This is a genomic window from Roseateles toxinivorans (assembly GCF_004362525.1).
GTDB classification, from domain to species: Bacteria; Pseudomonadota; Gammaproteobacteria; order Burkholderiales; family Burkholderiaceae_C; genus Paucibacter; species Paucibacter toxinivorans.
The window spans coordinates 157,303-179,891 of sequence record NZ_SNXS01000004.1; the positions used below are offsets into that span (position 1 = coordinate 157,303).

15 protein-coding genes are annotated in these 22,589 nt (G+C 67.3%); 5 read left to right on the forward strand and 10 right to left on the reverse strand.

Features of this window, described 5'->3' with window-relative positions; all coding sequences use genetic code 11:
• Nucleotides 1-27: 27 nt before the first annotated feature.
• The 5 genes from DES47_RS15905 to DES47_RS15925 form a co-directional block, all read right to left on the reverse strand.
• A complete protein-coding gene (locus DES47_RS15905; RefSeq protein ID WP_133701726.1) occupies nucleotides 28-921 on the reverse strand; it encodes an alpha/beta hydrolase family protein in 894 nt (297 codons plus the stop codon).
• Nucleotides 922-1,007: 86 nt separating this feature from the next.
• Nucleotides 1,008-2,291, reverse strand: a complete 1,284-nt coding sequence (locus tag DES47_RS15910; protein ID WP_133701727.1) for a sensor histidine kinase — start codon at nucleotides 2,289-2,291, stop codon at nucleotides 1,008-1,010.
• Nucleotides 2,288-2,974: a response regulator transcription factor gene (locus tag DES47_RS15915; RefSeq protein WP_133701728.1), complete on the reverse strand. Its 687-nt coding sequence runs from the start codon at nucleotides 2,972-2,974 to the stop codon at nucleotides 2,288-2,290. Before DES47_RS15915 ends, DES47_RS15910 begins: the two co-directional genes overlap by 4 nt.
• 9 nt (nucleotides 2,975-2,983) lie before the next feature.
• A complete protein-coding gene (locus DES47_RS15920) occupies nucleotides 2,984-4,042 on the reverse strand; it encodes a type 1 glutamine amidotransferase domain-containing protein (RefSeq protein ID WP_133701729.1) in 1,059 nt (352 codons plus the stop codon).
• Nucleotides 4,043-4,100: 58 nt separating this feature from the next.
• On the reverse strand, nucleotides 4,101-6,137 hold the full coding sequence (locus tag DES47_RS15925) for a M3 family metallopeptidase (RefSeq protein WP_133701730.1): 2,037 nt from the start codon (nucleotides 6,135-6,137) through the stop codon (nucleotides 4,101-4,103).
• Between the two features lie 178 nt (nucleotides 6,138-6,315).
• Here DES47_RS15925 and DES47_RS15930 point away from each other — a divergent pair, with 178 nt between their 5' ends.
• Complete coding sequence (locus tag DES47_RS15930) at nucleotides 6,316-7,803, forward strand: sulfatase-like hydrolase/transferase (protein WP_133701731.1); 1,488 nt, start codon at nucleotides 6,316-6,318, stop codon at nucleotides 7,801-7,803.
• On the opposite strand, the gene folD is transcribed toward DES47_RS15930, so the two are convergent.
• The 3 genes from folD to DES47_RS15945 all read right to left on the reverse strand — a co-directional run bounded on the left by folD (nucleotide 7,800) and on the right by DES47_RS15945 (nucleotide 11,946).
• A complete protein-coding gene (gene folD, locus DES47_RS15935; RefSeq protein ID WP_133701732.1) occupies nucleotides 7,800-8,657 on the reverse strand; it encodes a bifunctional methylenetetrahydrofolate dehydrogenase/methenyltetrahydrofolate cyclohydrolase FolD in 858 nt (285 codons plus the stop codon). The two genes, DES47_RS15930 and folD, sit on opposite strands and share 4 nt — an antisense overlap.
• Nucleotides 8,658-8,773: 116 nt before the next feature.
• Entirely contained in the window at nucleotides 8,774-9,397 is a 624-nt protein-coding gene (locus DES47_RS15940) for a response regulator transcription factor (RefSeq protein ID WP_133701733.1), read from the reverse strand.
• Nucleotides 9,394-11,946, reverse strand: a complete 2,553-nt coding sequence (locus DES47_RS15945) for a PAS domain S-box protein (protein WP_133701734.1) — start codon at nucleotides 11,944-11,946, stop codon at nucleotides 9,394-9,396. Before DES47_RS15945 ends, DES47_RS15940 begins: the two co-directional genes overlap by 4 nt.
• A 148-nt stretch (nucleotides 11,947-12,094) precedes the next feature.
• Between DES47_RS15945 and aceE the strand changes: the two genes are divergently transcribed.
• From aceE to lpdA, 3 genes are all read left to right on the forward strand, one after another.
• Complete coding sequence (gene aceE, locus DES47_RS15950; RefSeq protein ID WP_133701735.1) at nucleotides 12,095-14,803, forward strand: pyruvate dehydrogenase (acetyl-transferring), homodimeric type; 2,709 nt, start codon at nucleotides 12,095-12,097, stop codon at nucleotides 14,801-14,803.
• Nucleotides 14,804-14,827: 24 nt separating this feature from the next.
• On the forward strand, nucleotides 14,828-16,483 hold the full coding sequence (gene aceF, locus DES47_RS15955) for a dihydrolipoyllysine-residue acetyltransferase (protein WP_133701736.1): 1,656 nt from the start codon (nucleotides 14,828-14,830) through the stop codon (nucleotides 16,481-16,483).
• An 89-nt stretch (nucleotides 16,484-16,572) separates the two neighbouring features.
• Entirely contained in the window at nucleotides 16,573-18,396 is a 1,824-nt protein-coding gene (lpdA, locus tag DES47_RS15960; protein ID WP_133701737.1) for a dihydrolipoyl dehydrogenase, read from the forward strand.
• A 4-nt stretch (nucleotides 18,397-18,400) separates the two neighbouring features.
• Here lpdA and DES47_RS15965 read toward each other — a convergent pair whose 3' ends face one another.
• Complete coding sequence (locus tag DES47_RS15965) at nucleotides 18,401-19,750, reverse strand: PD40 domain-containing protein (protein WP_166652031.1); 1,350 nt, start codon at nucleotides 19,748-19,750, stop codon at nucleotides 18,401-18,403.
• Between the two features lie 193 nt (nucleotides 19,751-19,943).
• On the opposite strand from DES47_RS15965, the gene DES47_RS15970 reads away from it, so the two are divergent.
• Entirely contained in the window at nucleotides 19,944-21,971 is a 2,028-nt protein-coding gene (locus tag DES47_RS15970; protein ID WP_133701739.1) for a hypothetical protein, read from the forward strand.
• On the opposite strand, the gene DES47_RS15975 is transcribed toward DES47_RS15970, so the two are convergent.
• The gene (locus DES47_RS15975; protein ID WP_133701740.1) at nucleotides 21,965-22,564 is read right to left on the reverse strand and encodes a hypothetical protein; all 600 of its coding nucleotides are present in this window, start codon (nucleotides 22,562-22,564) and stop codon (nucleotides 21,965-21,967) included. The genes DES47_RS15970 and DES47_RS15975 overlap by 7 nt on opposite strands.
• Between the last annotated feature and the right edge of the window lie 25 nt (nucleotides 22,565-22,589).

The window sequence follows — 22,589 nt, forward strand, 5'->3', positions numbered from 1 at the left end:
GTCGCCTGAGGTGCTGCGGCGCGCTGCTTAGAACCAGGGTGCCAGCCGGTCCACATAGCCGGCCGGCAGCAGGTGGCCGCCGGCAAAGCGCAGATGCTGCTTGTCCTGGCCGGGAATGGCCTCGAACAGGGCCGCGTTGTCGGCCCGGGCTGAGTGTTCGTCGTCGTCCGCACTGAGCAGCCAGACCTTCTTGCCCGCCAGCCCGGCGAGCAGATTGCGTGGCGCAGCGGCAGCCACCTTGTTGTCCAGATGCGGCGGCACGATGGCTAGCACCGCCATCACCCGTGGGTCCAGGCCGCCGATCAGCAGGGCCATCTGGGCGCCCATGCTGTAGCCGGCGACGCGGATCTGGCCGGCATCCAGCTGGGGCTGGGTCTGCACCCAGTCCAGCAGCAGCCGGTAGTCGCGCACCGTGTCGATGATCATCTGCTCATAGGGATCGCGCTTGCCCCAGTAGTGAAGGTCCTGCATCAGGTCTTGCAGGGGGTACTCCGGATTCTTGCGCGCGCCATGGTTGCGCGCATCCAGGGCCAGCACCGCATAGCCCCGCTGCAGGGCCAGCGCGGTGATGCGGTGGGTATGCTCCACGGTTGGCCGCTGCTTGAACTCGCCCTGCCACCAGCGCACATGGCTGCGGCCCATGCCGTGCAGACCGACCAGCAGCGGAAATGGGCGCTGTGCGGTGGCCGGATCGCCGGGATAGACGATGCGGCCCTCGACCTCGCTGCCATCGAAGCTCTTGAATCGCAGGACCTGGGCATGGCCGGGCTCCGCGGTCTGCTGCATGGCCAGGCCTGCGGCCGTCGCGCTGTAGGCATAGCGGGCCCGCAGCGCTTCGTCGGTGATCGTGTACGGCTTGAGGCCGAACAGGGCCCACCAGAGTGCGGCGGCCACTGCGGCCAGACCCAGCAGGCTGGCCATGATCTTGATTGCTTTCCTTGCTGTCGTCATTGCTTGATCGAGGCCCGTATGGGGCGGTCGATGGCGGCAGACTAGGGCTCAGGACGTCAAGAAGATGTGAGGGCAGGGTCCTGGCGCAGGCTGACGCAGGTGCAGCCCTGCTGATGGCTCAGCTGCAGCTGCAGGCCGTGGCGCTCGGCCAGCCGGCGCACGATGGACAGGCCCAGCCCCAGACCGGCGCTGGCCTCGCCCTTGATGCCAGCGAGTCGTCCGGCCGCGTCATCCGCCAGCAGGGCCAGGGGCGGCTGCGGGCTGGGGTTGCAAAAGCGCATCGCCTGATCGTCGGCCGTGATGCTGATCGTTCCGCCCTGGCCATGGGCCAGGGCATTGGCCAGCAGATTGCTGACCAGCAGCCGGGTCAATGCCGGCGGCCAGTCGCGGCTCAAGCCCGGGTGCACGTCGAGGTTCAGCGTGATCTGCTGTTCGTCCAGCAGCGGCGCAAGGGCCAGTACCGCCTGTTCGATCTGCGGCAGCAGCGGGCGTTGCGGATGGGTCTGGGCAGGCTGCTGCCGCGCCAGCGCCAAGAGCAGCTCGACCGTCTGCTGCAACTGCCAGATCGCGGCGCGCATCGAGGCAATCTCGGGCTGGGCCGCTGTGCCGACCAGCGATTGCAGCCGCTCGCAGCCGAGGCTCAGCACGGCCAGCGGCGTGCGCAGCTCGTGGCTGGCGTCGCGGGTGAAGGCCTGTTCGCGTTCGATGAAGGCGGCCACACGCTGGTTCAGGCCGTCCAGATGGCGGGCCAATTGGCCGATCTCGTCATGGCTGTAGTGCCGGGCCAGATCGGTGGGCAGTTGCTCCGGCTGGCTGCCTGCCACCTGGGCGGCGAGGCGCGCCAGTGGGGCACTGCTGCGCCGCGCCAGCCACCAACCCAGCACCAGTGCCAGCAGGCTCAGCCCGCCGCCCCACAGGGCCAGCCAGCGCAGCAGCTGCTCACGCATGGGCCGCACCACCAGTTGGGCGCTCACCTCGGCGACGAGGCGGCTGCCGTGCTGGTCCAGCGCCAGCAGGTGGTAGTGGCGGCCTTCGCTGCCGCTGAGCTCGCGGGACTGCGGCCGTTGCTCAAGGGCCAGCCGCAAGTCATCGGGCAGGGCCTGGGCTGGTCGGTAGAGCTGGATGAAGGTCTGGGCGGGCGTGGTCCAGTCGCCACGGGCCTTGAGATGGGCCCGCTGGCGCTGTGCCTCCTGCGCCAGCGCGGAGTTGAAAAACTCGTCCTCCACCGAGTAGACGAAGGCCATGGCGAACAGGCCGAACAACGTGCTGATCAGCAGGGTGTAGCCAGCAAACGCCAGCATCAGCCGGCGCTGCAGGCGCGGGCGGTAGGGCGCTGTCATTCCGGCACGTCCAGGCGCAGGCCGACGCTGTGCACGGTCTTGATCAGCTGCTGGGCCGGGCCCAGGGCCTGGCGCAGCGTGTAGAGATGGCTGCGCAGGGCGTCGGACTCGGGAGGCTCGTCGGCCCACAGCGCCTGCTGCAGCTCGCTGCGGCTGACGGTGCGCGGCCAGGCCTCGGCAAGGGCCAGCAGCAGGCGGTAGGCCTGGGGCGGCATGAGCAATACCTGACCCTCGTTGAGGACCTGACCGCTGCGCCGGTCGATGTGCAGCGGGCCGCGCTGCAGCACCGGGCTGCGGCCCAACTCGCCGCGGCGGGCCAGGGCCTGGCAGCGCCACAGCAGCTCCTCACCTGCAAAGGGCTTGAGCAGATAGTCGTCGGCGCCGGCTGCGAAGCCCTGGCCCTTGTCTGCCAGACTGTCACGAGCGGTGAGCATCAGCACCGGGATATGGCGGTCGGCCCGCGCGCGCAACTGCCGGCACAGCTGCAGGCCGTCCAGGCCGGGCAGGCCCAGGTCCAGCAGCAGCACATCGGGCGGCTGCTGCAGCGCCAGTTGCAGGCCCAGGCGGCCATCGCTGGCCTCCTCGACCTGCCAATTCGCACCCTGCAGCAGGGCGACGATCTGGGCTCGCAGCGGGCCGTGGTCTTCGACGACCAGGATGCGCTGGGCCGGTGTGCTGCTCATGGTCGGACGTCAGCGAGCAGGTGCCGCCAGCGCCAGCAGCGACTGCCGCGCCTGGGCAATCGCCTGGGTCAGCTGCTCATGCTTGAAATGGGGCTCGGCCAGGCGCATCAGCGATAGCCCCTGCCGGCGGTTGGCGTCATCGGCCGCCTGCTTGAACTGGTAGAGGCCCAGCATCGCCACCAGCTCCATCTTGTAGGCCTTGGCATCGGCGGCCAGCAGCGCCTGCACCTCGGCCTGCTCGCCGTCCAGCCAGCGCTGGGCCAGGGCCATCGTGGCTTCGTCGCGGAAAGGCTTGCGAGGCTTCGGCTCGTGACCCAGTGCCCTCAGCACGGCCTCGGTCATGGCTGCGGTCGAGAAGGGGTTCTGGCCGGTGATCAGGCGGCCATCGACCACCACCCGGGGCAGCATCAGCGAGGCCTCTTCCCAGCGCGCCCCCTGGGCCTTGAGCCGGTCTTCCAGCAACCAGGGAAACTGCGCCGCCCACTTCTTGCCGAACGCAGTCTCTTCCTCGTTGGTGAAGCCGGTGAGGCGGCGGCCGGCCACCAGCGGCTGACCATCGGCGCGCCTGACCTCGGCCAGTGCGGCCGGCCCGTGGCAGACCGCGGCGATCACGCCGCCCTGGGCATCGATGGCCGTGAGCAGACGCTGCAGGGCAGGGTCCTTGGGCAGGTCGAACATGGCGCCTTTGCCGCCCATCACCAGCACGGCGCGGTAGTCGCTGGCACGCAGACTGGCGGTGGCCAGGGTCTGGCGCAGCTGGGTCAGCGCCTGGGCATCGCCCAGCAGCCCTGCGTTGTAGTCGTCCTGCGGGTTGTAGCGGTCCGCCTCGACCGGGCCGCCCGCCGGGCTGGCGACATCGACCGCTATGCCATTGGCGCGCAGCAGCAGCCAGCTCTGGGCGAACTCGTCCATCTCGAAGCCGGGTCGGGTCTTGCCCTGGTCGCGGCCTTCGCCGCTGACGACGATCAGCACCTTGGTCGGGGCCGGCGTTTGCGCCGAGGCCGCCAGTACGTGGGCAGCCAGCAGGCCGGTGAGGCAGTGCTGCAGCAGGTGGGCGAAGCGTTTCATGGGGGCTCTCCGGTGTGGGTTGATGACCCAGTCTAGAAAGCCGCTTGTGAAGAAAACGTCAAGCCATGCCCTGGTGACGCAGCAAGGCGTCGATGCTGGGCTCGCGGCCGCGGAAGGCCTTGAAGCTGTCCATTGCCGGGCGGCTGCCGCCGGCCTCCAGGATGGCGTGCAGATAGCGGGCGCCGGTCTCGGCATTGAACACGCCGGATTCCTCGAAGGCGCTCCAGGCATCGGCGCTCAAGACCTCGGCCCATTTGTAGCTGTAGTAGCCGGCGCTGTAGCCGCCCGCGAAGATGTGCGAGAAGCTGTGCTGCGAGCGGTTGAAGGCTGGAGGCATGAAGACGCCGACCTCGCGGCGCACCGCGTCGACCACCGCCTGCACGTCACGCTCGCTGCCGGGCTCGGCGTGCAGGCGCATATCGCTGAGGCCGAACTCGATCTGGCGCAGCGTCTGCATGCCGCTCTGGAAGTTCTTCGCGGCCAGCATCTTGTCGAACAGTTCGCGCGGCAGGGGCTCGCCGGTGTCGACATGGGCGGTCAGGCGCTTCAGCACATCCCACTCCCAGCAGAAGTTCTCCATGAACTGGCTGGGCAGCTCGACCGCATCCCACTCGACGCCGGAGATGCCGGCCACGCCGTAGTCGGAAATCTGTGTCAGCAGATGGTGCAGGCCGTGGCCGAATTCATGGAACAGCGTGGTCACGTCGTCATGCGTCAGCAGTGCAGGCTTGTCGCCGACGGGTGCTGCGAAATTGCAGACCAGATGGGCCACCGGTGTCTGCAGCACACCCTCGGGGCGCAACCAGCGGCCGCGCACATCGTCCATCCAGGCGCCGGGGCGCTTGCCGGGGCGGGCGTGCAGGTCGAGGTAGAACTGGCCGACGAGCGTCGGGCCTCGATCAATGCGATAGAACTTCACGCTCTCATGCCAGACCTGGGCCTGGTCTTCGCGTATGGCCACGCCGAACAGCGTCTCGATGATGTTGAACAGGCCCTGCAAGACCTTGGGCTCGGTGAAGTACTGCTTGACCTCCTGCTCGCTGAAGGCATAGCGGGCCTCCTTCAGCTTCTCGCTGACGAAGGGAAGGTCCCAGGCCTGCAGATTCGCGCCGGTGAGGCCGAAGGCGGACAAGTTCGCCTCTGCAAACTCGCGCAGTTCCTGCAGATCGCGCTCGCCATAGGGCTTGGCGCGGGCGGCCAGATCGCGCAAAAAGGTGATCACCTGCTGCGGCGAGCTGGCCATCTTGGGCACCAGGGAGACCTCGGCAAAGTTCGGATAGCCCAGCAGGGCGGCCTCCTCCTGGCGCAGCGCCAGCAGCTCATGCATCAGCGCGGTATTGTCCAGCTCGGCCGGGCCCAGCTCGCTGGCGCGGGTGGCGTGGGCGGTGTAGAGCTTTTCGCGCAGGGCGCGGTTCGTGCCGTACTGGATCACCGGCAGGTAGCAGGGCAGGTGCAGGGTGATCTTGTGGCCGGGCTTGCCCTCGGCCTCGGCGGCCGTGCGGGTGGCCTGCTTGACGTCCTCGGGCACGCCATCCAGCTCGTCGGCACTGGCGTAATAGCTGAAACCATCGGTGGCATCGAGCACATGCTCGGAGTACTTCTGGCCCAGCTCGGCGCTGCGTTCCTGGATCTGCGCGTAGCGGGCCTTGGCCTCGCCTTGCAGTTCCGCGCCGGAGAGCACGAAGTCGCGCAGCCAGTGGGCCAGGGCCTGCTGGCGCGGCGCGCTCAGGGTCTTGGCCTGGGGGCTGGCGGCGATTGATTTGTACTTGGCATAGAGGCGTTCGTCAGAGCCCTGCCGGGTGAAGTACTCGGTCACCGCCGGCAGCATCTCGTTGTAGGCGGCTCGCCACTCGGGCGTGCTGAGCACCTCGTTCAGATGGTTGACGGCGCCCCAGGCCCGGCCCAGGCGCTCGGTGGCCACCGGCAGTACGGCCGTGACGGCTTCATAGGTTGCGGGCACCTCGTCGCCGACGACGCGCTCCAGCGCCGCCTCGGCGTCGCGCAGCAGTTCCGTGATGGCGGGCTTGATGTGCTCGACGCGGAACTCGGCAAACAGGGGCAGGCCGGTGGTCTGAAGCAAGGGGTTCGGATTCATGGAGGCGGTAGGGCGAAAGCAGGAACCGACATGGTAAGCGCTATGGGCCGGGCGCTTTGCGCCCAGGGCTATCGCAGGCGACACAGATGTTTACCTTGGGCCATGTCCGGACACATGCACACAAAACTGCGCAACCGACCCTGCGCAGACTGCAGGCTTTGCGATTCGGGAGCTTGATGTGAGACCTTCTTCAAGCCCTTCGGCGGCACGGCGCTGGCTGCCGGTCCTGCTGGTGCTGTATGCGCTGCTCTTCGTCATCACCGGCAGCTGGTTTCTGCGCAAGTATCTGGGGCCGGTGACCTGGGACCAGGTGCTGTTCCATCTGCAGCATGGCGGCCTGGACTACAGCGACCCGCGCATGCTGTCACGCGCCTGGCGCTATCTGGGCGGCACGCTGCTCCTGAGCCTGCTGCTGCTGGCCGTGCTGCGCTGCAGCGGGCGGCGCGGCTGCCTGGCGCTGTGGGGGCTGCTGGGTCTTGGCGCGGCGGCCTCGGTGGCCGCCACCGTCAAGGACCCCTGCCTGCCCGGCGATGGCGACTACCTGGCCCAGCACTATGTCGATCCCTCGGTGCTGAAGCTGAAGGCCGCGGCGCCCCCGGCCCAGCGACCCGACATCCTGCTCGTCTTCATCGAGTCGCTTGACGAGGCCTACACCCGGCCGCGCGATGCCAGCCAGGCACCGCTGCCCCGGCTCAGCCGCTGGCACGAGGCGCACCAGACCTTTGGCGCGCTGCGCAATCTCAGCGGCGCGAGCTGGACGGTAGGCGGCCTGTTCACCGCGCTGTGCGGCGTGCCGCTGCAGCCGGTGGGGCTGATGAGCCGGCAGTCGTTCGAGTATTCGCAGCAGTTTTTCGACCAGGGCCGTTGCCTGACCGATCTGCTGGCAGCCCAGGGCTGGGACATCAGCTTCTACGGCGGTGCCTCGCTGCAGTTCGCCGGCAAGGGTCGCTTCCTGGCCAATCACCAGGTGGGGCGCCAGTTCGGGCGCGAGCAATGGCAGGCGCGCGGCGTGGCCGTGCCTGCCGAGGGCTGGGGGCTGCTGGACAGCGCCTTGAGCGAGCAGGCCTGGGCCGATATGAACCGGCCCCGCCGGGACGATGAGCCGCGCATGCACATCCTGCTGACCGTCAACACCCATGGCCCGGCCGGCAGCGAAGACCCTGGCTGTGCGCCGCCGCGGGCCGACGGGTCGGATGTCGCCGCGTCGGTGCTGATGGCCGACGCACTGCGCTGCACCGATCGCATGATCGAGCAGCTGGCGCGCCGCTTCACCGAGCAGGCCGATGGCCGGCCCAAGGTGGTGTGGATCATGGGCGACCACCTGGCACCTCAGCAGCTGCTGGCCGAGCGCCTGAGCCCATCGGCCGATGGCGCGCGCACCGTCTTCCATGTGCTGGCCCGCTTTGATGGCCGTGGCCGCGAACTGTCGGCGCCCGATGCGCAGCGCCAGTTCAGCCATGTCGATGTGCTGCCCACGCTGGCCGAGGCAGCAGGCTTGAGCTGGGCGCCGCAGCCGCACCGGCTGGGCCTGGGCGTGTCGCTGCTGGCGCCGGGTGCGCCGGCCACCCTGGTCGAGCGCGACGGCTTCGCCACGGCCGATGGCCGCCTGGCCTGCCACTCGCCGCTGTTCGCGAAGCTGTGGGGCGGCGACGCCGTTGGCGATTAAGCTGCCGCGGCAACCCGCTCGGCAGATTCGATCGTGTTGACCAGCAGCATCGTGATCGTCATCGGGCCTACGCCGCCGGGCACCGGGGTGATGTAGGAGGCGAGCTCGGCTACCGGCGCGAAGTCCACATCGCCGCAGAGCTTGTTCTCTTCATTGCGGTTGATGCCCACGTCGATGACGATGGCGCCCGGCTTGACCATGTCGGCCGTCAGCACATTGCGTCGGCCCACGGCGGCCACGACGATGTCGGCTTGGGCGGTGTGGAAGCCGATGTCGGCGGTGGCGCTGTGGCAGATCGTCACCGTGGCATTGGCCTGCAGCAGCAGCAGGGCCATCGGTTTGCCGACGGTGTTGGAGCGGCCTATCACCACCGCATGCTTGCCGCGCAGATCGATGCCGGTGCTCTCGATCAGCTTCATGCAGCCATAGGGCGTGCAGGGGCGAAAACCGGGCGCATTGGTCATCAGCTCGCCTGCACTCAGGGTCGAATAGCCGTCGACATCCTTGGTAGGCGCGATCGCCTCGATCACCTTGTGCGGATCGATGTGCTTGGGCAGCGGCATCTGGACCAGGATGCCGTGGATGGCGGCGTCCTTGTTCAAGGCATCGATGCGGGCCAGCAGCTCGGCCTCGCTCAGCGCTGCATCGTACTTCTCGAACACCGAGTGCAGGCCGTTGTCTGCGCAGGCCTTGACCTTGTTGCGCACATAGACCTGGCTCGCAGGGTCTTCGCCGACCAGTATCACGGCCAGTCCCGGCTGGTGGCCCCTGGCCGTCAGGGCCGCGGCGCGCTGGGCGACCTCGGCACGGATCTGGGTGGAGAGGGCGTTGCCGTTGATGATTTGAGCGGGCATGGGGGAATCTCCTTTCATTGCGGGACGGACCTTTCGGCGTAGCCGAATGCTCGGTCCCCAACTGACTAGAAACGACAAAGGCCGCTGAGCAGCGGCCTTTGCAGAGGTCTAACAATTCAAGTCTTGGCGGGCGCGCCGAGGGCAATCTTCAGCAGATCGGCCACGGTGTTGGCGTTCAGCTTCTCCATGATGTTGGCGCGGTGCGCCTCCACCGTCTTGATGCTGATGCCCAGATCGTCGGCGATCTGCTTGTTCAGGCGGCCGGCGACGATGCGCTCCAGCACCTGGGCTTCGCGCGTCGTCAGGCGGCTCAGCAGGGCGTCGCGGCTGGCGGCTTCCTGGTGCTGGCTGAAGGCCGAGCGGGCCTGGTCCAGCATGCGCTCGACCAGGTTCAAGAGCTCTTCTTCCTTGAACGGCTTTTCGATGAAGTCCATCGCGCCCTTCTTCATCGTCTGCACCGCCATCGGCACGTCGCCATGGCCGGTGATGAAGACGATGGGCAGCGGCGAGTGGCGCTCCATCAGGCGGTCCTGCAGCTCCAGGCCGCTCATGCCGTCCATACGAATGTCGCAAATCAGGCAGGCCACTTCACGCGAGTCGTAACGGCTCAGAAAGGACTCGGAGGAGTCAAAGCACTTGACGCGGTAGTCCTTGCCTTCGAGCAACCATTGCAGCGAATCGCGCACGGCCTCGTCGTCATCGACCACGTAAACAGTACCTTTTTTGGGGATCAGGCTCATGGTGTCGCAGAAATGTTCACAGCCCCTGCGGGCTCGGGTCGCGGGATGTCCACTGGGATGGTGAACGAGAAACGGCAGCCCACGACGGCTGGGCCATTGTATAAGTTCTGGGCACGGATTCTGCCCCGATGTGACTCGATGATGGAGCGACACAGGGATAGCCCTATGCCCAGGCCATCGGCCTTGGTCGAGAAGAAGGCCTCGTAGAGCCGGCTGATCACCTCCTCTGGCAGACCCGGTCCCATATCGGTGACGCTGAACTCGATGCCGCCGCCTTCCTCGGGGGTGTGACGGGGGACGACGCGCAGCTCAATATGGCGGCGCGAGGCCGGTAGATTGGCGTTGTCAATCGCCTCGGCGGCGTTCTTCAACAGATTCAGCACCACCTGCTCGATCAGGATCGGGTCCACCATCAGCATGGGCAGGCGCTGGGCCACATAGCTGTGGATGGCGACATTGCGCCGGCGCAGCTCGATGCCGGCCAGTTCGACCGCATCCTCGACGATCTGCGTGGCCGCCGAGGGCTGGCGCTGCGGCTCGCTGCGTTTCACGAAGGCGCGTATGCGGTGGATGATCTGGCCGGCGCGCTGGGCCTGCTTGGCAGTCTTTTCCAGCGCCACCAGCAGGTCTTCTGTGCGTATCGTGTCGGCCTTGACGCGCGAGACCATGCCGTTGCAGTAGTTGGTGATCGCCGTCAGCGGCTGGTTCAGCTCGTGGGCCACGCTGGACGCCATCTCGCCCATGGTCATCAGCCGGCTGGTGACCTGGGCCTTCTCGGCCTGCTGGGCCGCCACCGCCTCGGCGCGCAGGCGGGCGGTGATGTCGGTGGCGATCAGCATCTGCGCCAGGCGACCGTCGGTCCATTGCAGATAGCGCGCGCGCACGTCGAACCACATGCCCAGCGCCTCGATGAAGACTTCGCGCGGATCCGAGCCCACCTCGGTCAGCTCCTGCGTCGGCAGGCCGCTCAAGGAGTCCACCGCCTCGCCGGCATCACCCTTGCTGCCCCCCGTCTCGCCCATCTGGCTGCCGGCGAGCAGCGCATGGCCGCCGGGGTCGGCGCCGAACCACAGCCGGTAGGAGCGATTCGCGAACAGCAGTTCGCCCTGTTGCACCGACAATACCGACACCGCCGCGTCCAGCCCCTCCAGCACCGTGGTGAAGCGCTCATGCGAGGCCGAGAGCTGGTCGCGCACACGCTTGGCCTCGGTGATATTGGTCATCGAGGTCATCCAGCCGCTTTGCGCGCCCTTGGGGTCGATCAGCGGCGAGACATACATGCGCGCATCGAACAGGCTGCCGTCCTTGCGCATCACCTTGACCTCGATGCCGCCGGCCGGGCTGCGGCCCTGCAGCTCCTGCTGCAGCAGCCTCGCGTTCTCTTCGAAGCGGTCGCGCGGCCAGTGGGGGAAGGGCGGGCGGCGGCCGATCAGATCGTTCTCGGAGAAGCCGGTCATCGCACAGAAGGCGGGGTTGACGTAGGTGATGCGCGCGTCCATGTCCATGGCGCGCATGCCGGTCAGCATCGAGTTTTCCATCGCGCGACGGAAATTGGTCTCCGACACCAGGGCGTTCTGCATCTGCAGCCGCCGGCGCATATGGCGCCAGGTGCCCAGCAGCATCCACACCGTCAGGCCGGACAGCGATAGCACCATCCAGAACAAGGTGTTGCTGATCAGGCCTATGGACGTGCGGTAGCCCTGGCCGCGCAGCACCAGGCCGTTGACGGCCGGCGCCAGCGGCACTTCGTGCAAGATGGATGGGCGGCGCGGCACCTGGCCGGGCATGGGCGTGACGGTGCTGGTCAGCACCTGGTCGCTGGCGTCCAGCACGGCCACCGGATGGCGGGCCGACACCTCGCTGGGCACGTAGTAGCGCAGCAGGGCCTCGACCGAGTACTCGGCGATCAGGGTGCCCGAGAAACCACTGCGGTCCAGCAGCGGCACATGGATCTGGAACACATTGGCGCCGCTGGCGTCGGTGAACGGCGGCGAGTAGATCGGCTGGCGCCGTTCCTTGGCATTGGTGAAGGCGATTTCCGAGGGGGCGCCGGAGTCGGCCACCGGCATAGAGGGATCGCGCTTGTCGGAGATCGGGTCGGTCTCCGGGTGGAAGCTTGAGGCCGTGATGCTGGCCTTGCGCTCGCGCCGCGCATTGACCCAGGTGATCTGCGTGATCTCCGGGCTCTCGCGGGTGAAGCTGGCGGTCTGGGCGATGAATTCCTGCGTGTCTATGCTGCGTGTCACCAGCTCGCGGGCAATGCGCACCAGCTGCTCCTGGTTCTCGATCAGGCGCAGGCGTATCTGCTGCTGGGCGATCTCGGTGTCGCGCTTGACGGCCTCGGCCTCGCGCTCGTTCTCCTCGTTCCGCAGATACCAGAAGGCGGCAATGATGGCCGCCAGGAACAGCATCACCGAGATCAGCGGGCCCAAGGTGGCGAAGCGGTCCTGCCGGGCCGGCGACTGGCGCCGCCACCAGGTGGCATAGCGGCGCTTGAGCAGCAGGCCGAATTCGCGCAGCGCCGTCGGGACGGAAAAGGAGAGTTGCATGGGGCGATTATCCAGGGCCCCGGGGCAGGCCGAAAAATACGTAGATCCCACATAATGAAATCGACTAGCGCTATTTGAAATTACAAAAACTTGTGCGAAACTTCGCTCGCGACAAAATAGTTGTGTATGCCTAATTCAGGAGACGAGCATGAGCGCCATCCCCCAACCCTATCTAGGCGCCAGCGCCAATGATGAGGATTCGCAAGAAACCCGCGAGTGGCTGGACGCCCTGTCCGCCGTCATTGGCAGCGAGGGCGGGGACCGCGCCCACTTCCTGCTCGAGCAACTGATCGATCACGCCCGCCAAGCCGGCATCGACGTGCCGTTCTCGGCCAAGACGGCCTACGTCAACACCATCCCGACCCACCAGGAAGAGCGCTTCCCCGGCAATATCGAGATCGAGGAACGGCTGCGTGCCTATATGCGCTGGAACGCGATGGCCATGGTCGTCAAGGCCAATCGCCTGCACCCCGAGGACGGTGGCGACCTCGGCGGCCACATCTCCAGCTTCGCCTCGCTGGCGACGATGCTGGGCTGCGGCTTCAACCATTTCTGGCATGGCGACAGCGAAGGCCATGGCGGCGACCTGCTCTACATCCAGGGCCACAGCGCGCCCGGCATCTATGCCCGCGCCTTCCTGGAAGGCCGCATCACCGAGGAGCAGCTGCTGAGCTTCCGCCAGGAGGTGGACGGCAAGGGCCTGTCCAGCTACCCGCACCCGAAGCTGATGCCCGAGTTCTGGCAGTTCCCCACCGTGTCCATGGGCCTGGGTCCCTTGATGGCGATCTACCAGGCACGCTTCCTGAAGTACCTGCATGCCCGCGGCATTGCCGACACCAGCAAGCGCAAGGTGTGGGTGTTCCTCGGCGATGGCGAGATGGACGAGCCGGAATCGCTGGGCGCGATCGGCCTGGCCGCCCGCGAGAAGCTCGACAACCTGATCTTCGTCGTCAACTGCAATCTGCAGCGCCTGGACGGCCCGGTGCGCGGCAACGGCAAGATCATCCAGGAGCTGGAGGGTGAATTCCGCGGCTCCGGCTGGAACGTCATCAAGCTGATCTGGGGCGGTTACTGGGACCCGCTCTTGGCCCGCGACAAGGACGGCCTGCTGCGCAAGGTGATGATGGACACCGTCGACGGTGACTACCAGGCGATGAAGGCCAATGACGGCGCCTTCGTGCGCAAGAACTTCTTCGGCCAGCACCCCAAGCTGCTGGAGATGGTTGCCAAGATGAGCGACGACGACATCTGGCGCCTGAACCGCGGCGGCCATGATCCGCAGAAGGTCTATGCCGCTTATCACAAGGCCGTGAACACCGTCGGCCAGCCGACCGTGATGCTGATCAAGACCGTCAAGGGCTTCGGCATGGGCAAGAGCGGCGAAGGCAAGAACACCGCCCACCAGACCAAGAAGCTGACCGACGAGGACATCAAGAGCTTCCGCGACCGCTTCAACATCCCGGTCAACGACCAGCAGATCGCCGACGGCATCCCCTTCTACAAGCCGGCCGACGACACGCCCGAGATGCGCTATCTGCACGAGCGCCGCGAGAGCCTGGGCGGCTACCTGCCCAAGCGCCGGCCGAAGTCGGACGAGCAGCTGGTGGTGCCGGGTCTTGACACCTTCAAGGCGGTGCTGGAGCCCACCGCCGAGGGCCGCGAGATTTCGACCACACAGGCCTATGTGCGCTTCCTGACGCAGCTGCTGCGCGACAAGGATCTGGGCCCGCGCACCGTGCCCATCCTGGTGGACGAGGCGCGCACCTTCGGCATGGAAGGGCTGTTCCGCCAGATCGGCATCTACAACCCCGATGGTCAGAAGTACACCCCGGTCGACAAGGACCAGGTGATGTACTACCGCGAGGACAAGGCCGGCCAGATCCTGCAGGAAGGCATCAACGAGGCCGGCGGCATGGCCAGCTGGATTGCCGCGGCGACCTCGTACTCGACGAACAACCGGGTGATGATTCCGTTCTTCGTCTATTACTCGATGTTCGGCTTCCAGCGCATCGGCGACCTGGCCTGGGCGGCGGGTGATATGCAGGCGCGCGGCTTCCTGCTCGGCGGCACGTCCGGTCGCACCACGCTGAATGGCGAAGGCCTGCAGCACGAGGACGGCCACAGCCACATCCTGGCCGGCACGATACCGAACTGCATCAGCTACGACCCGACCTTCGCGCACGAAGTGGCGGTGATCATGCAGCATGGCCTGAAGCGCATGGTCGAGAAGCAGGAGAACGTGTACTACTACATCACCCTGCTGAACGAGAACTACCCGCAGCCGGGCCTGAAGCCGGGCACCGAAGAGCAGATCATCAAGGGCATGTATCTGCTTGATGAAGCAGCCAAGCTGACCCCGCGCGTCAACCTGCTGGGCTCGGGCACCATCCTGCGCGAAAGCCAGGCCGCCAAGAAGCTGCTGGAAGACGATTGGGGCGTGGCCGCCAATGTCTGGAGCTGCCCGAGCTTCAACGAGCTGGCCCGCGACGGCCAGGACGCCGAGCGCTGGAGCCTGCTGCATCCGCTCGAAGCGGCCCGCGTGCCCTTCGTGACGCAGCAGCTGCAGCCACACAATGGTCCGGTGATCGCCTCGACCGACTATATGAAGAACTACGCCGAGCAGATCCGAGCCTTCATCCCCAAGGGCCGTACCTACAAGGTGCTGGGCACCGACGGTTTCGGCCGCAGCGACTTCCGCAGCAAGCTGCGCGAGCACTTCGAGGTCAACCGTCACTACATCGTCGTCGCCGCGCTGAAGGCGCTGGCCGATGAGGGCACGGTGCCGATGGCCAAGGTGGCCGAGGCGATCGCCAAATACGGCATCAAGGCCGATCGCATCAACCCGCTCTACGCCTAATCGGCCGCGCACCGGAGACAAGACATGGCATTGGTAGACATCAAGGTCCCCGACATCGGGGACGTCAAGGACGTGGCGGTGATCGAGCTGCTGGTCAAGGTGGGCGACACGGTCAAGGCCGAGCAGAGCCTGATCACCGTCGAATCCGACAAGGCCTCGATGGAGATTCCGTCATCGGCCGAGGGCGTGGTCAAGGAGATCAAGCTCAAGGTCGGTGATGTGGTCAACGAGGGCTCGGTGGTGCTGGTGCTGGAAACGGGCGCCGCGTCAGCGGCGATACCGACGTTGGCTGTTGCAGCGGCGCCGGCACCGGTGGCTGCGCCTGCTGCTGCTGCTGCTCCGGCGGCCGCGGCGCCTGCCGGGCTGGTCGAGGTCGTTGTGCCTGATATTGGCGACTTCGAGTCCGTGGCCGTGATCGAGGTCTTCGTCAAAGTCGGCGACACGGTCAAGGCCGAACAAAGCCTGGTCACCGTCGAGTCGGACAAGGCCTCGATGGAGATTCCGTCCTCGCATGCCGGCGTGGTCAAGGAGCTGAAGGTTGCGCTGGGCGACAAGATCGCCAAGGGCAGCCTGCTGGTGGTGCTGGAGGTGGCCGGTGCCGTTGCGACTGCCGCCCCAGCGGCAGCCGCCGCCGCTCCCGTGGCTGCAGCAACAACGGTTGCCACACCTGCAGCAGCCCCGGCCGAGCGCCAGGTGCCCACCGCCGCCTTGCCGGCCCACGAGCCGACTGCGCCAACTGGCAACTTGCCGCACGCATCGCCGAGCATCCGCAAGCAGGCTCGTGAGCTGGGCGTGCCGCTGGCCGAGGTCAAGGGCACAGGCCCCAAGGGCCGCATCACCGAGGGCGATCTGCAGGACTTCGTCAAGCGCATCATGAGCGGCGAACAGCAGACCACGGCGCAGAAGGCCAAGGTGCCGGCAGCGGCGGCCACTGCCGGTGGCGCGTTCCCCGGCCTGCTGCCCTGGCCGCAGGTGGACTTCACGAAGTTCGGCCCGGTCGAGCGCAAGGACCTGCCGCGCATCAAGAAGATCTCCGGCGCCAATCTGCACCGCAACTGGGTCGTCATCCCTCATGTCACCAACCATGACGATGCCGACATCACCGAGCTGGAGGCCTTCCGTGTGGCCACCAACAAGGAGAACGAGAAGTCGGGTGTCAAGGTGACGATGCTGGCCTTCATGATCAAGGCGGCGGTCGCTGCGCTGAAGAAGTTCCCCGATTTCAACAGCTCGCTCGACGGCGATCAGCTGGTGCTGAAGAACTACTTCCACATCGGCTTCGCCGCCGATACGCCGAATGGGCTGATGGTGCCGGTGCTCAAGGATGCCGACAAGAAGGGCATCTTCCAGATCAGTCAGGAGATGGGCGAGCTGGCCAAGAAGGCACGCGACGGCAAGCTGGCGCCGGCCGAGATGAGCGGCGGCTGTTTCACGATCTCGTCGCTGGGCGGCATCGGTGGGCGCTATTTCACGCCCATCATCAACGCGCCCGAGGTGGCCATCATGGGCGTGTGCAAGAGTGCCATCGAGCCGAAGTGGGACGGCAAGCAGTTCGTGCCGCGCCTGATGCTGCCGCTGAGCCTGAGCTGGGATCACCGCGTGATCGACGGCGCTGCGGCCGCTCGCTTCAACGTCTACTTTGCGTCACTGCTTGCAGACTTCCGCCGCATCGTGCTCTAAGGCGTGTTCGTAGCCCGGATGCACTCCGGGACCGCCCCACAAGCAGAACCCCGGATTCCATCCGGGCTACCCATTTCTCGGAGAAATCCATGGCGTTGATTGAAGTTCAAGTCCCCGACATCGGCGACTTCAAGGATGTGCCCGTGATCGAATTGCTGGTCAAGCCCGGCGACACGATCAAGGTCGAGCAGAGCCTGGTCACCGTCGAGAGCGACAAGGCCTCGATGGAGATTCCGTCGTCCCATGCCGGCGTGGTCAAGGAGTTGAAGGTCGCCCTGGGCGACAAGGTCAATCAGGGTACGGTGCTGCTGATGCTGGAATCCGATGCGGCCGCAGTGCCGGCGCCGGCGCCGGCGCCGGCGCCTGCTGCTGCGCCTGCACCGGTTGCCGCCGCAGCACCTGTGGCTGCGCCCACCGCCGCCACCTACACCGGCACGGCCGATCTGGACTGCGACGTGCTGGTGCTGGGCGGTGGCCCCGGCGGCTATTCGGCCGCCTTCCGTGCCGCCGACCTTGGGCTGAAGGTCGTGCTGGTCGAGCGCTATGCCACGCTGGGCGGTGTGTGCCTCAACGTCGGTTGCATCCCCTCCAAGGCTTTGCTGCATGTGGCGGCGGTGATGGACGAGGTTTCGCACATGGCCGATCTGGGCGTGGACTTCGGCGCGCCGACGGTCGATGTCAACAAGCTGCGCGGCCACAAGGAAAAGGTCATTGGCAAGCTGACCGGCGGCCTGGCCGCGATGGCCAAGATGCGCAAGGTCACCATCGTGCGCGGCTATGGCAGCTTTGCGGATGCCAACCATCTGCAGGTCGAGGAGACCACGGGCTCCGCGCAGCAGAAGAGCGGCACGAGCAAGACCGTGCACTTCAAGCAGGCCATCATCGCTGCCGGCTCGCAGGCGGTGCGCCTGCCCTTCCTGCCGGACGACGCGCGCATTGTTGATTCGACCGGCGCGCTGGAACTGGCCGGCACGCCGAAGAAGATGCTGATCATCGGCGGCGGCATCATCGGCCTGGAGATGGGCACGGTCTATTCGACCCTGGGCGCGCGCCTGGACGTCGTCGAGATGCTGGACGGCCTGATGCAGGGCGCCGACCGCGACCTCGTCAAAGTTTGGCAGAAGCTCAATGCCAAACGCTTCGACAAGATCATGCTGAAGACCAAGACGGTGGGGGCCGAGGCCACGCCCGAAGGCATCAAGGTGCAGTTCGAGGGCCTGGACGGCGCCAAGAGCGAGGGCGTCTATGACTTCGTGCTGCAGGCCGTGGGCCGCACGCCCAACGGCAAGAAGCTTGCCGCCGAGAAGGCCGGCGTGGCGGTCACCGACCGGGGCTTCATCAACGTCGATGTGCAGATGCGCACCAATGTGCCGCACATCTTTGCCATCGGCGATGTGGTGGGCCAGCCCATGCTGGCGCACAAGGCCGTGCACGAGGGCCATGTGGCGGCCGAAGTTGCCGCCGGCACCATCCTGGGCGACGCCAAGCTGGCGCGCAGCCAGTTCGACGCCCGCGTGATCCCCAGCGTGGCCTACACCGATCCGGAAGTGGCCTGGGTCGGTCTGACCGAGGACCAGGCCAAGGCCCAGGGCATCAAGGTCAAGAAGGGCCTGTTCCCCTGGACGGCCTCGGGCCGCGCCATTGCCAACGGCCGCGACGAGGGCTTCACCAAGCTGCTGTTCGATGACAGCCCGGAAGCCCATGGCCACGGCAAGATCCTTGGCGGCGGCATCGTCGGCACCCATGCCGGCGACATGATCGGCGAGATCGCCCTGGCCATCGAGATGGGCGCCGACGCGGTGGACATCGGCAAGACCATCCATCCGCACCCGACCCTGGGCGAGTCCATCGGCATGGCGGCCGAGATCGCGCACGGCTCGTGCACGGACGTGCCGCCGCCGCGCAAGAGCTGAGCCTTCAGCCCATGCAGTCGCCGTTGCGCCGCGTCCGCGGCGCCGGCGCCTGCCCCGGCAACTCCAGCGCGTAGTGCAGCGACAGCAGCTGCCAGCCCTGCGGGCCTAGCTGCCACTGGCTGCTGTTGACACCTGTGAAGGCGGCCGGGCCGTCGGCGCTGTTGTAGCGGGTCTCGACCACGCTATAGACCTGGGCATGGGCCCCATAGCGTCGCAGCTCGCGATGGACTTCGCACTCGAAAACCGCCTTGGGCGTGGCCTCGTTCAGCGCGGCCAGGAACTCGGTGCCCGACCAACTGCGCATGTCGAGACTGGCGTCTTTCAGGCGCTGGCCCCAGACACGTGCCTGTGGATGCAGCAGCGGGCGCAGCAGCTCGGCGTTGGCCTTGCCGCCGGCGGGGCTGTTGAAGGTGCGCCACAGATCGCCGATGCGCTGTTGCAGTTGGGCCTGGCTGTGGGCCTCGGCCTGAGGGCCCAGTTCGGCCAGCAGGGCGGGCCAGCTGACCCGGTAGAGCTGCGACAGCCCTGCAGCATGTTGGCCCGGGCGGGTGGAGGCGAATATCAGCCACTGGCCGTCGCTGCTGACGGAAGGCGTGAACTCGAAGCCCGGGCTGTTGACCGGGGCCGGCAGGCGTATCGCCGGGCCGAACTCGGCGCCGACGCGTTCCGCCAGGAACAGGTCGCCGTCCTGCCTGGCCTTGCTCTCGCTGCGGTCGCTCCACCACAGCGCGTAGCGGCCATCCGGCGACAGCGTGAAGTCGCTGTTCGACGGACCCAAGTTGATCGGTGCGGGCAGCGCAAGCGGCGCGCTGTGTTCGCCACCGGCCAGGCTATCGCTTTGGTAGATGGCCAGCTCGCCCGGCCCGCCCTTGCGGTAGGACGCGAAGTACAGGCGTTCGCCATAGCGCTCCGGCCCCAACTCGTACGCGGGGCTTTGCACGGCCTCGGCCAGGCGCTGCGGCGCGCTCCATTGGCCATCGGCCCAGCGGGATTCGAACAGGTCCAGCTGCCCCAGCGGCTTCTCGCCATCAAGGGGGCGGTCGGAGAGGAAGGTCAGCGTCTTGCCGTCGCCGCTCAGGTGAGGGTCTGGGTCGCGCCAGCGCGGGTCGGCGAAAGGCAGCGCCTGCGGAGCCTGCCATAGCCCGTCGACACGGCGCTGCCAGAAGATGGCGGACTTCTTGAATCCCGCTGCCGAGCGCGCAAACACGCGCAGCTCGCGCTGCTCCTGCAGGTTGTAGCTTTGCAGGCTTGGGTCGGCCGGACCCGTTTGAACTGGCTCGACGAGAAGTTCGGCGGCGTGGGCCGATGCACTGAGCGCCAGCAGCAGGCTGGTCGCAAGGAGACGGTTTTGCATGAAGAATGGGGCGTGCCGGGAAGGGCCGTATGCTAGGGGCCGGCCTGTCGGGCAGGGACCGTCAAGCGACCAGATCGGTGCATGCGCGACGGAGCGGCGGCTGGATGGGATGACTTCGGCATCAAGGTCACGGCCAAGCAAGACCTGACACTTGTCGTCGGCCAGAATGCCGGTATTTAAGACCTGAGCGGGAATGCAAACAATGAAGATGCTGCGCATCACGGGCCGGGCCTGGGCCCTGGTCTGTCTGGTGGCCTTGAGTGCCTGTGGCGGCGGAGGCGGCTCCGCACCCGCCCCCGCACCGACCCCCGAACCTCCGCCCGTCGAGCCCTCGCTGAGCACCCAGTGCCAGACTGGCTCGGTGGCCCGGCTCGAGCTGCCCGCTGGCGCCCAGGTGGGGCGCAACGCCGAACTGAGCCTGCTCGGCTGCGCCGCCGGGCAGGTCTTCAGCGAGCTGCGCTGGACGCAGGTGGCGGGGCCCACGCTGAGGCTGATGTCCGCACGCTCGCAGGCACTCACGCTCGAGCCGTCCGAGCCGGGCAGCTATCGCTTCGAGGTGAGCTTCCAGGACGCGCAGGGCAGGGTGCGCAGTGGCCAGGCCGAATTCAATGTGGCGGCGGCCGCGGATACCGGCCTGCTGCTGCGCGGCGAGCCCTCGGCCTACAGCAATGGACCGCTGTCGGTGCGGGCCTGGGCGGCGAGCCTGAGCCAGGACGAACGCGATACCGCCACGGTGAACTGGACGGTGGTCGATGGCCCCAGCACCGCCTTGCAGGAAAGCACCGGCTGGCGCGTGCTGCTGAAAGCGCCGGTGGTGAGCCAGGACAGCCTGCTGCGCCTGCGCGCCCAGGTGAGCCTGACCGGGGGGCGCCAGCTCAGCCAGGACTTCCGGCTGCTGGTGCAGGCCCCGCCGCGGCAGGCGGCCTCGGATGCGCTGTTCCCTGCCAGCGACCCGGTCTCACGCGTCTATCCCTATCTTGCCGGGGGTCCCCATGCCCAGGCGCTGAAGGACTGCATCTACACGCCCAGCCTGGACCGCAACAACACCTGCACGCTGGGGCGTCTGCCGCTGCTGGGCCAGGAAACCCGCGGCGAGCTGCCGACCGTCGAGCAGGTGATGCGTCGCGTGCTGGTGTCGAACGACTGGATGGGCGAGGCTTTCGAGGCCTTTCTGCGCGAGCAGGACAGCCATGGCGATTTCCGTCGCCTGCTCAATGCCAGCACGGCGGTGGTGATAGGCGGGCGTGTGCGGCCGGCGTTCTACTGGGGCGCCACCGGGGCTATCTATCTCGATGCCGGCTATCTGTGGTTGACGCCTGAGCAGCGCGACACCATCAGCGAGACGCCCGATCCGCGCAGCGACTATGGCGCGCAGTTGCGCTACAGCGCGCCCTGGCGCTATGTGTTGAACAACGCCCATGCCGATGGCGTCTATCCGGTGGCCGAACGCAGGCCGCGCGAGCTGTCCAGGCTTGCCTACACGCTGGGGCCTTTGCTGTATCACGAACTCACCCATGCCGCGGATCTGGTGCCGCCCCGGTTGCACACACAGCTCAGCGGCAGCCTGCGCGTCTGGCAGGCCGGTCCGGCGCTTACGCCCGCGGCGGATCTGGCGCAGCGTCTGCCCTTCTACTCGCAGGAGATGGTCGCCCTGGGGCGGGTGCAGTTCTTCGGGGTGACGGCCACAGCGGAGCAGATCGCCTATGGGCCCGAGGACGTGGCCCGCTTCTTCAGCCTTGACCGCGTCAACGACGACTACAGCTATTCGATGCCGATTGGCGAGACGGTGTCGGCCGAGGATCCGGCCATGCTGGTCGAGGAGGCGATGATGCAGCTGCGCTACGGCGTGTTGCGTGACTTCGCCGTCACGACGCCCCGGCCCGCGGGCGGCACCAGCACCGACCTGATCGTCAGTTGGGGCCAGCGGGGTCGTATCGGCGAGCCGGCGATACGACCCCGTGTGGCCCTGGTGCTGGAGCAGATCATGCCCTGGCTGGACGCCGGCACCACCGACCGCCTGGCGCCGCCGACACCGCTGCGGGCCGGTTTGAGCTGGGGACAGAACCTGGACCAGGCCGCGATTGCCGCCAACCGGCCGCGCGTGCTGACGGCGCGTGAGCGCCTGATCGAGGCCGAGCAGGAGCAGCGGCGTGGCATCGAGCGCGCGCGCCGCGCCCAGGCCCAGGCCCTACAGGGCGGCGGTCCTCGCGTCCGTCAATGAGCCGTTGAGCGCTGGCCCGGCACGCTGCCGCAGTGGGCCACGCCGTGGCGGTCCACCTGCAGGAGAAAGCTGAGGTCCGGGGTCACGCCTTGCCATTGGGCCAGCGGCAGGCGGCAGGTCCAGGTCTGGCCCGAGGCGGCGCGCAGCCGGATCTCATAGCGTTCATGCCGCTTGCCCGGGCGCTCGGCGCCGAGCGGGGGCGGGTCGGGGACCGGCGCCAGAGAGAGCTTCGGCCACAGCGGTGGCGCCGGGGCCCGACCCTCGGCCATTGCGCTGTGCAGCGCACGCCACTGCGGACCGGTGTAGCGGCAATGCTCGGCAGGGGCGGTGCGCACGCCGCTGGGATCGATCATGGTGCGCCGCAGTGTGACGCGCACGCCGCTGGGCACTTCGTCGCACCAGCTTGAGCCATGGTCCTCGACCAGGGTCTCGATCTCGATCGCCAGCTGCCAGGTCTTTGTTTCCACCCGCACGCTCACGCCGGCGGGCTTCAGCAGCCACCAGACCAACGGCAGCAGGGCCGGGCTCATCCACAGCAGGGCAAAGAGCCGGCGGCGGTGCTTGATGGAGGGCGCTTGGGGGCGGGGCGGCATGGCGGGCATTGTCGGTGCTGGCACG

Bases quoted from the DNA above. Each gene is read 5' to 3' on its own strand.
- DES47_RS15905 (WP_133701726.1), bottom strand. From the start codon at position 921: ATGGCCAGCCTGCTGGGTCTGGCCGCAGTGGCCGCCGCACTCTGGTGG.
- DES47_RS15910 (WP_133701727.1), bottom strand. From the start codon at position 2,291: ATGACAGCGCCCTACCGCCCGCGCCTGCAGCGCCGGCTGATGCTGGCG.
- DES47_RS15915 (WP_133701728.1), bottom strand. From the start codon at position 2,974: ATGAGCAGCACACCGGCCCAGCGCATCCTGGTCGTCGAAGACCACGGC.
- DES47_RS15920 (WP_133701729.1), bottom strand. From the start codon at position 4,042: ATGAAACGCTTCGCCCACCTGCTGCAGCACTGCCTCACCGGCCTGCTG.
- DES47_RS15925 (WP_133701730.1), bottom strand. From the start codon at position 6,137: ATGAATCCGAACCCCTTGCTTCAGACCACCGGCCTGCCCCTGTTTGCC.
- folD (WP_133701732.1), bottom strand. From the start codon at position 8,657: ATGCCCGCTCAAATCATCAACGGCAACGCCCTCTCCACCCAGATCCGT.
- DES47_RS15940 (WP_133701733.1), bottom strand. From the start codon at position 9,397: ATGAGCCTGATCCCCAAAAAAGGTACTGTTTACGTGGTCGATGACGAC.
- DES47_RS15945 (WP_133701734.1), bottom strand. From the start codon at position 11,946: ATGCAACTCTCCTTTTCCGTCCCGACGGCGCTGCGCGAATTCGGCCTG.
- aceE (WP_133701735.1), top strand. From the start codon at position 12,095: ATGAGCGCCATCCCCCAACCCTATCTAGGCGCCAGCGCCAATGATGAG.
- aceF (WP_133701736.1), top strand. From the start codon at position 14,828: ATGGCATTGGTAGACATCAAGGTCCCCGACATCGGGGACGTCAAGGAC.
- lpdA (WP_133701737.1), top strand. From the start codon at position 16,573: ATGGCGTTGATTGAAGTTCAAGTCCCCGACATCGGCGACTTCAAGGAT.
- DES47_RS15965 (WP_166652031.1), bottom strand. From the start codon at position 19,750: ATGCAAAACCGTCTCCTTGCGACCAGCCTGCTGCTGGCGCTCAGTGCA.
- DES47_RS15970 (WP_133701739.1), top strand. From the start codon at position 19,944: ATGCAAACAATGAAGATGCTGCGCATCACGGGCCGGGCCTGGGCCCTG.
- DES47_RS15975 (WP_133701740.1), bottom strand. From the start codon at position 22,564: ATGCCGCCCCGCCCCCAAGCGCCCTCCATCAAGCACCGCCGCCGGCTC.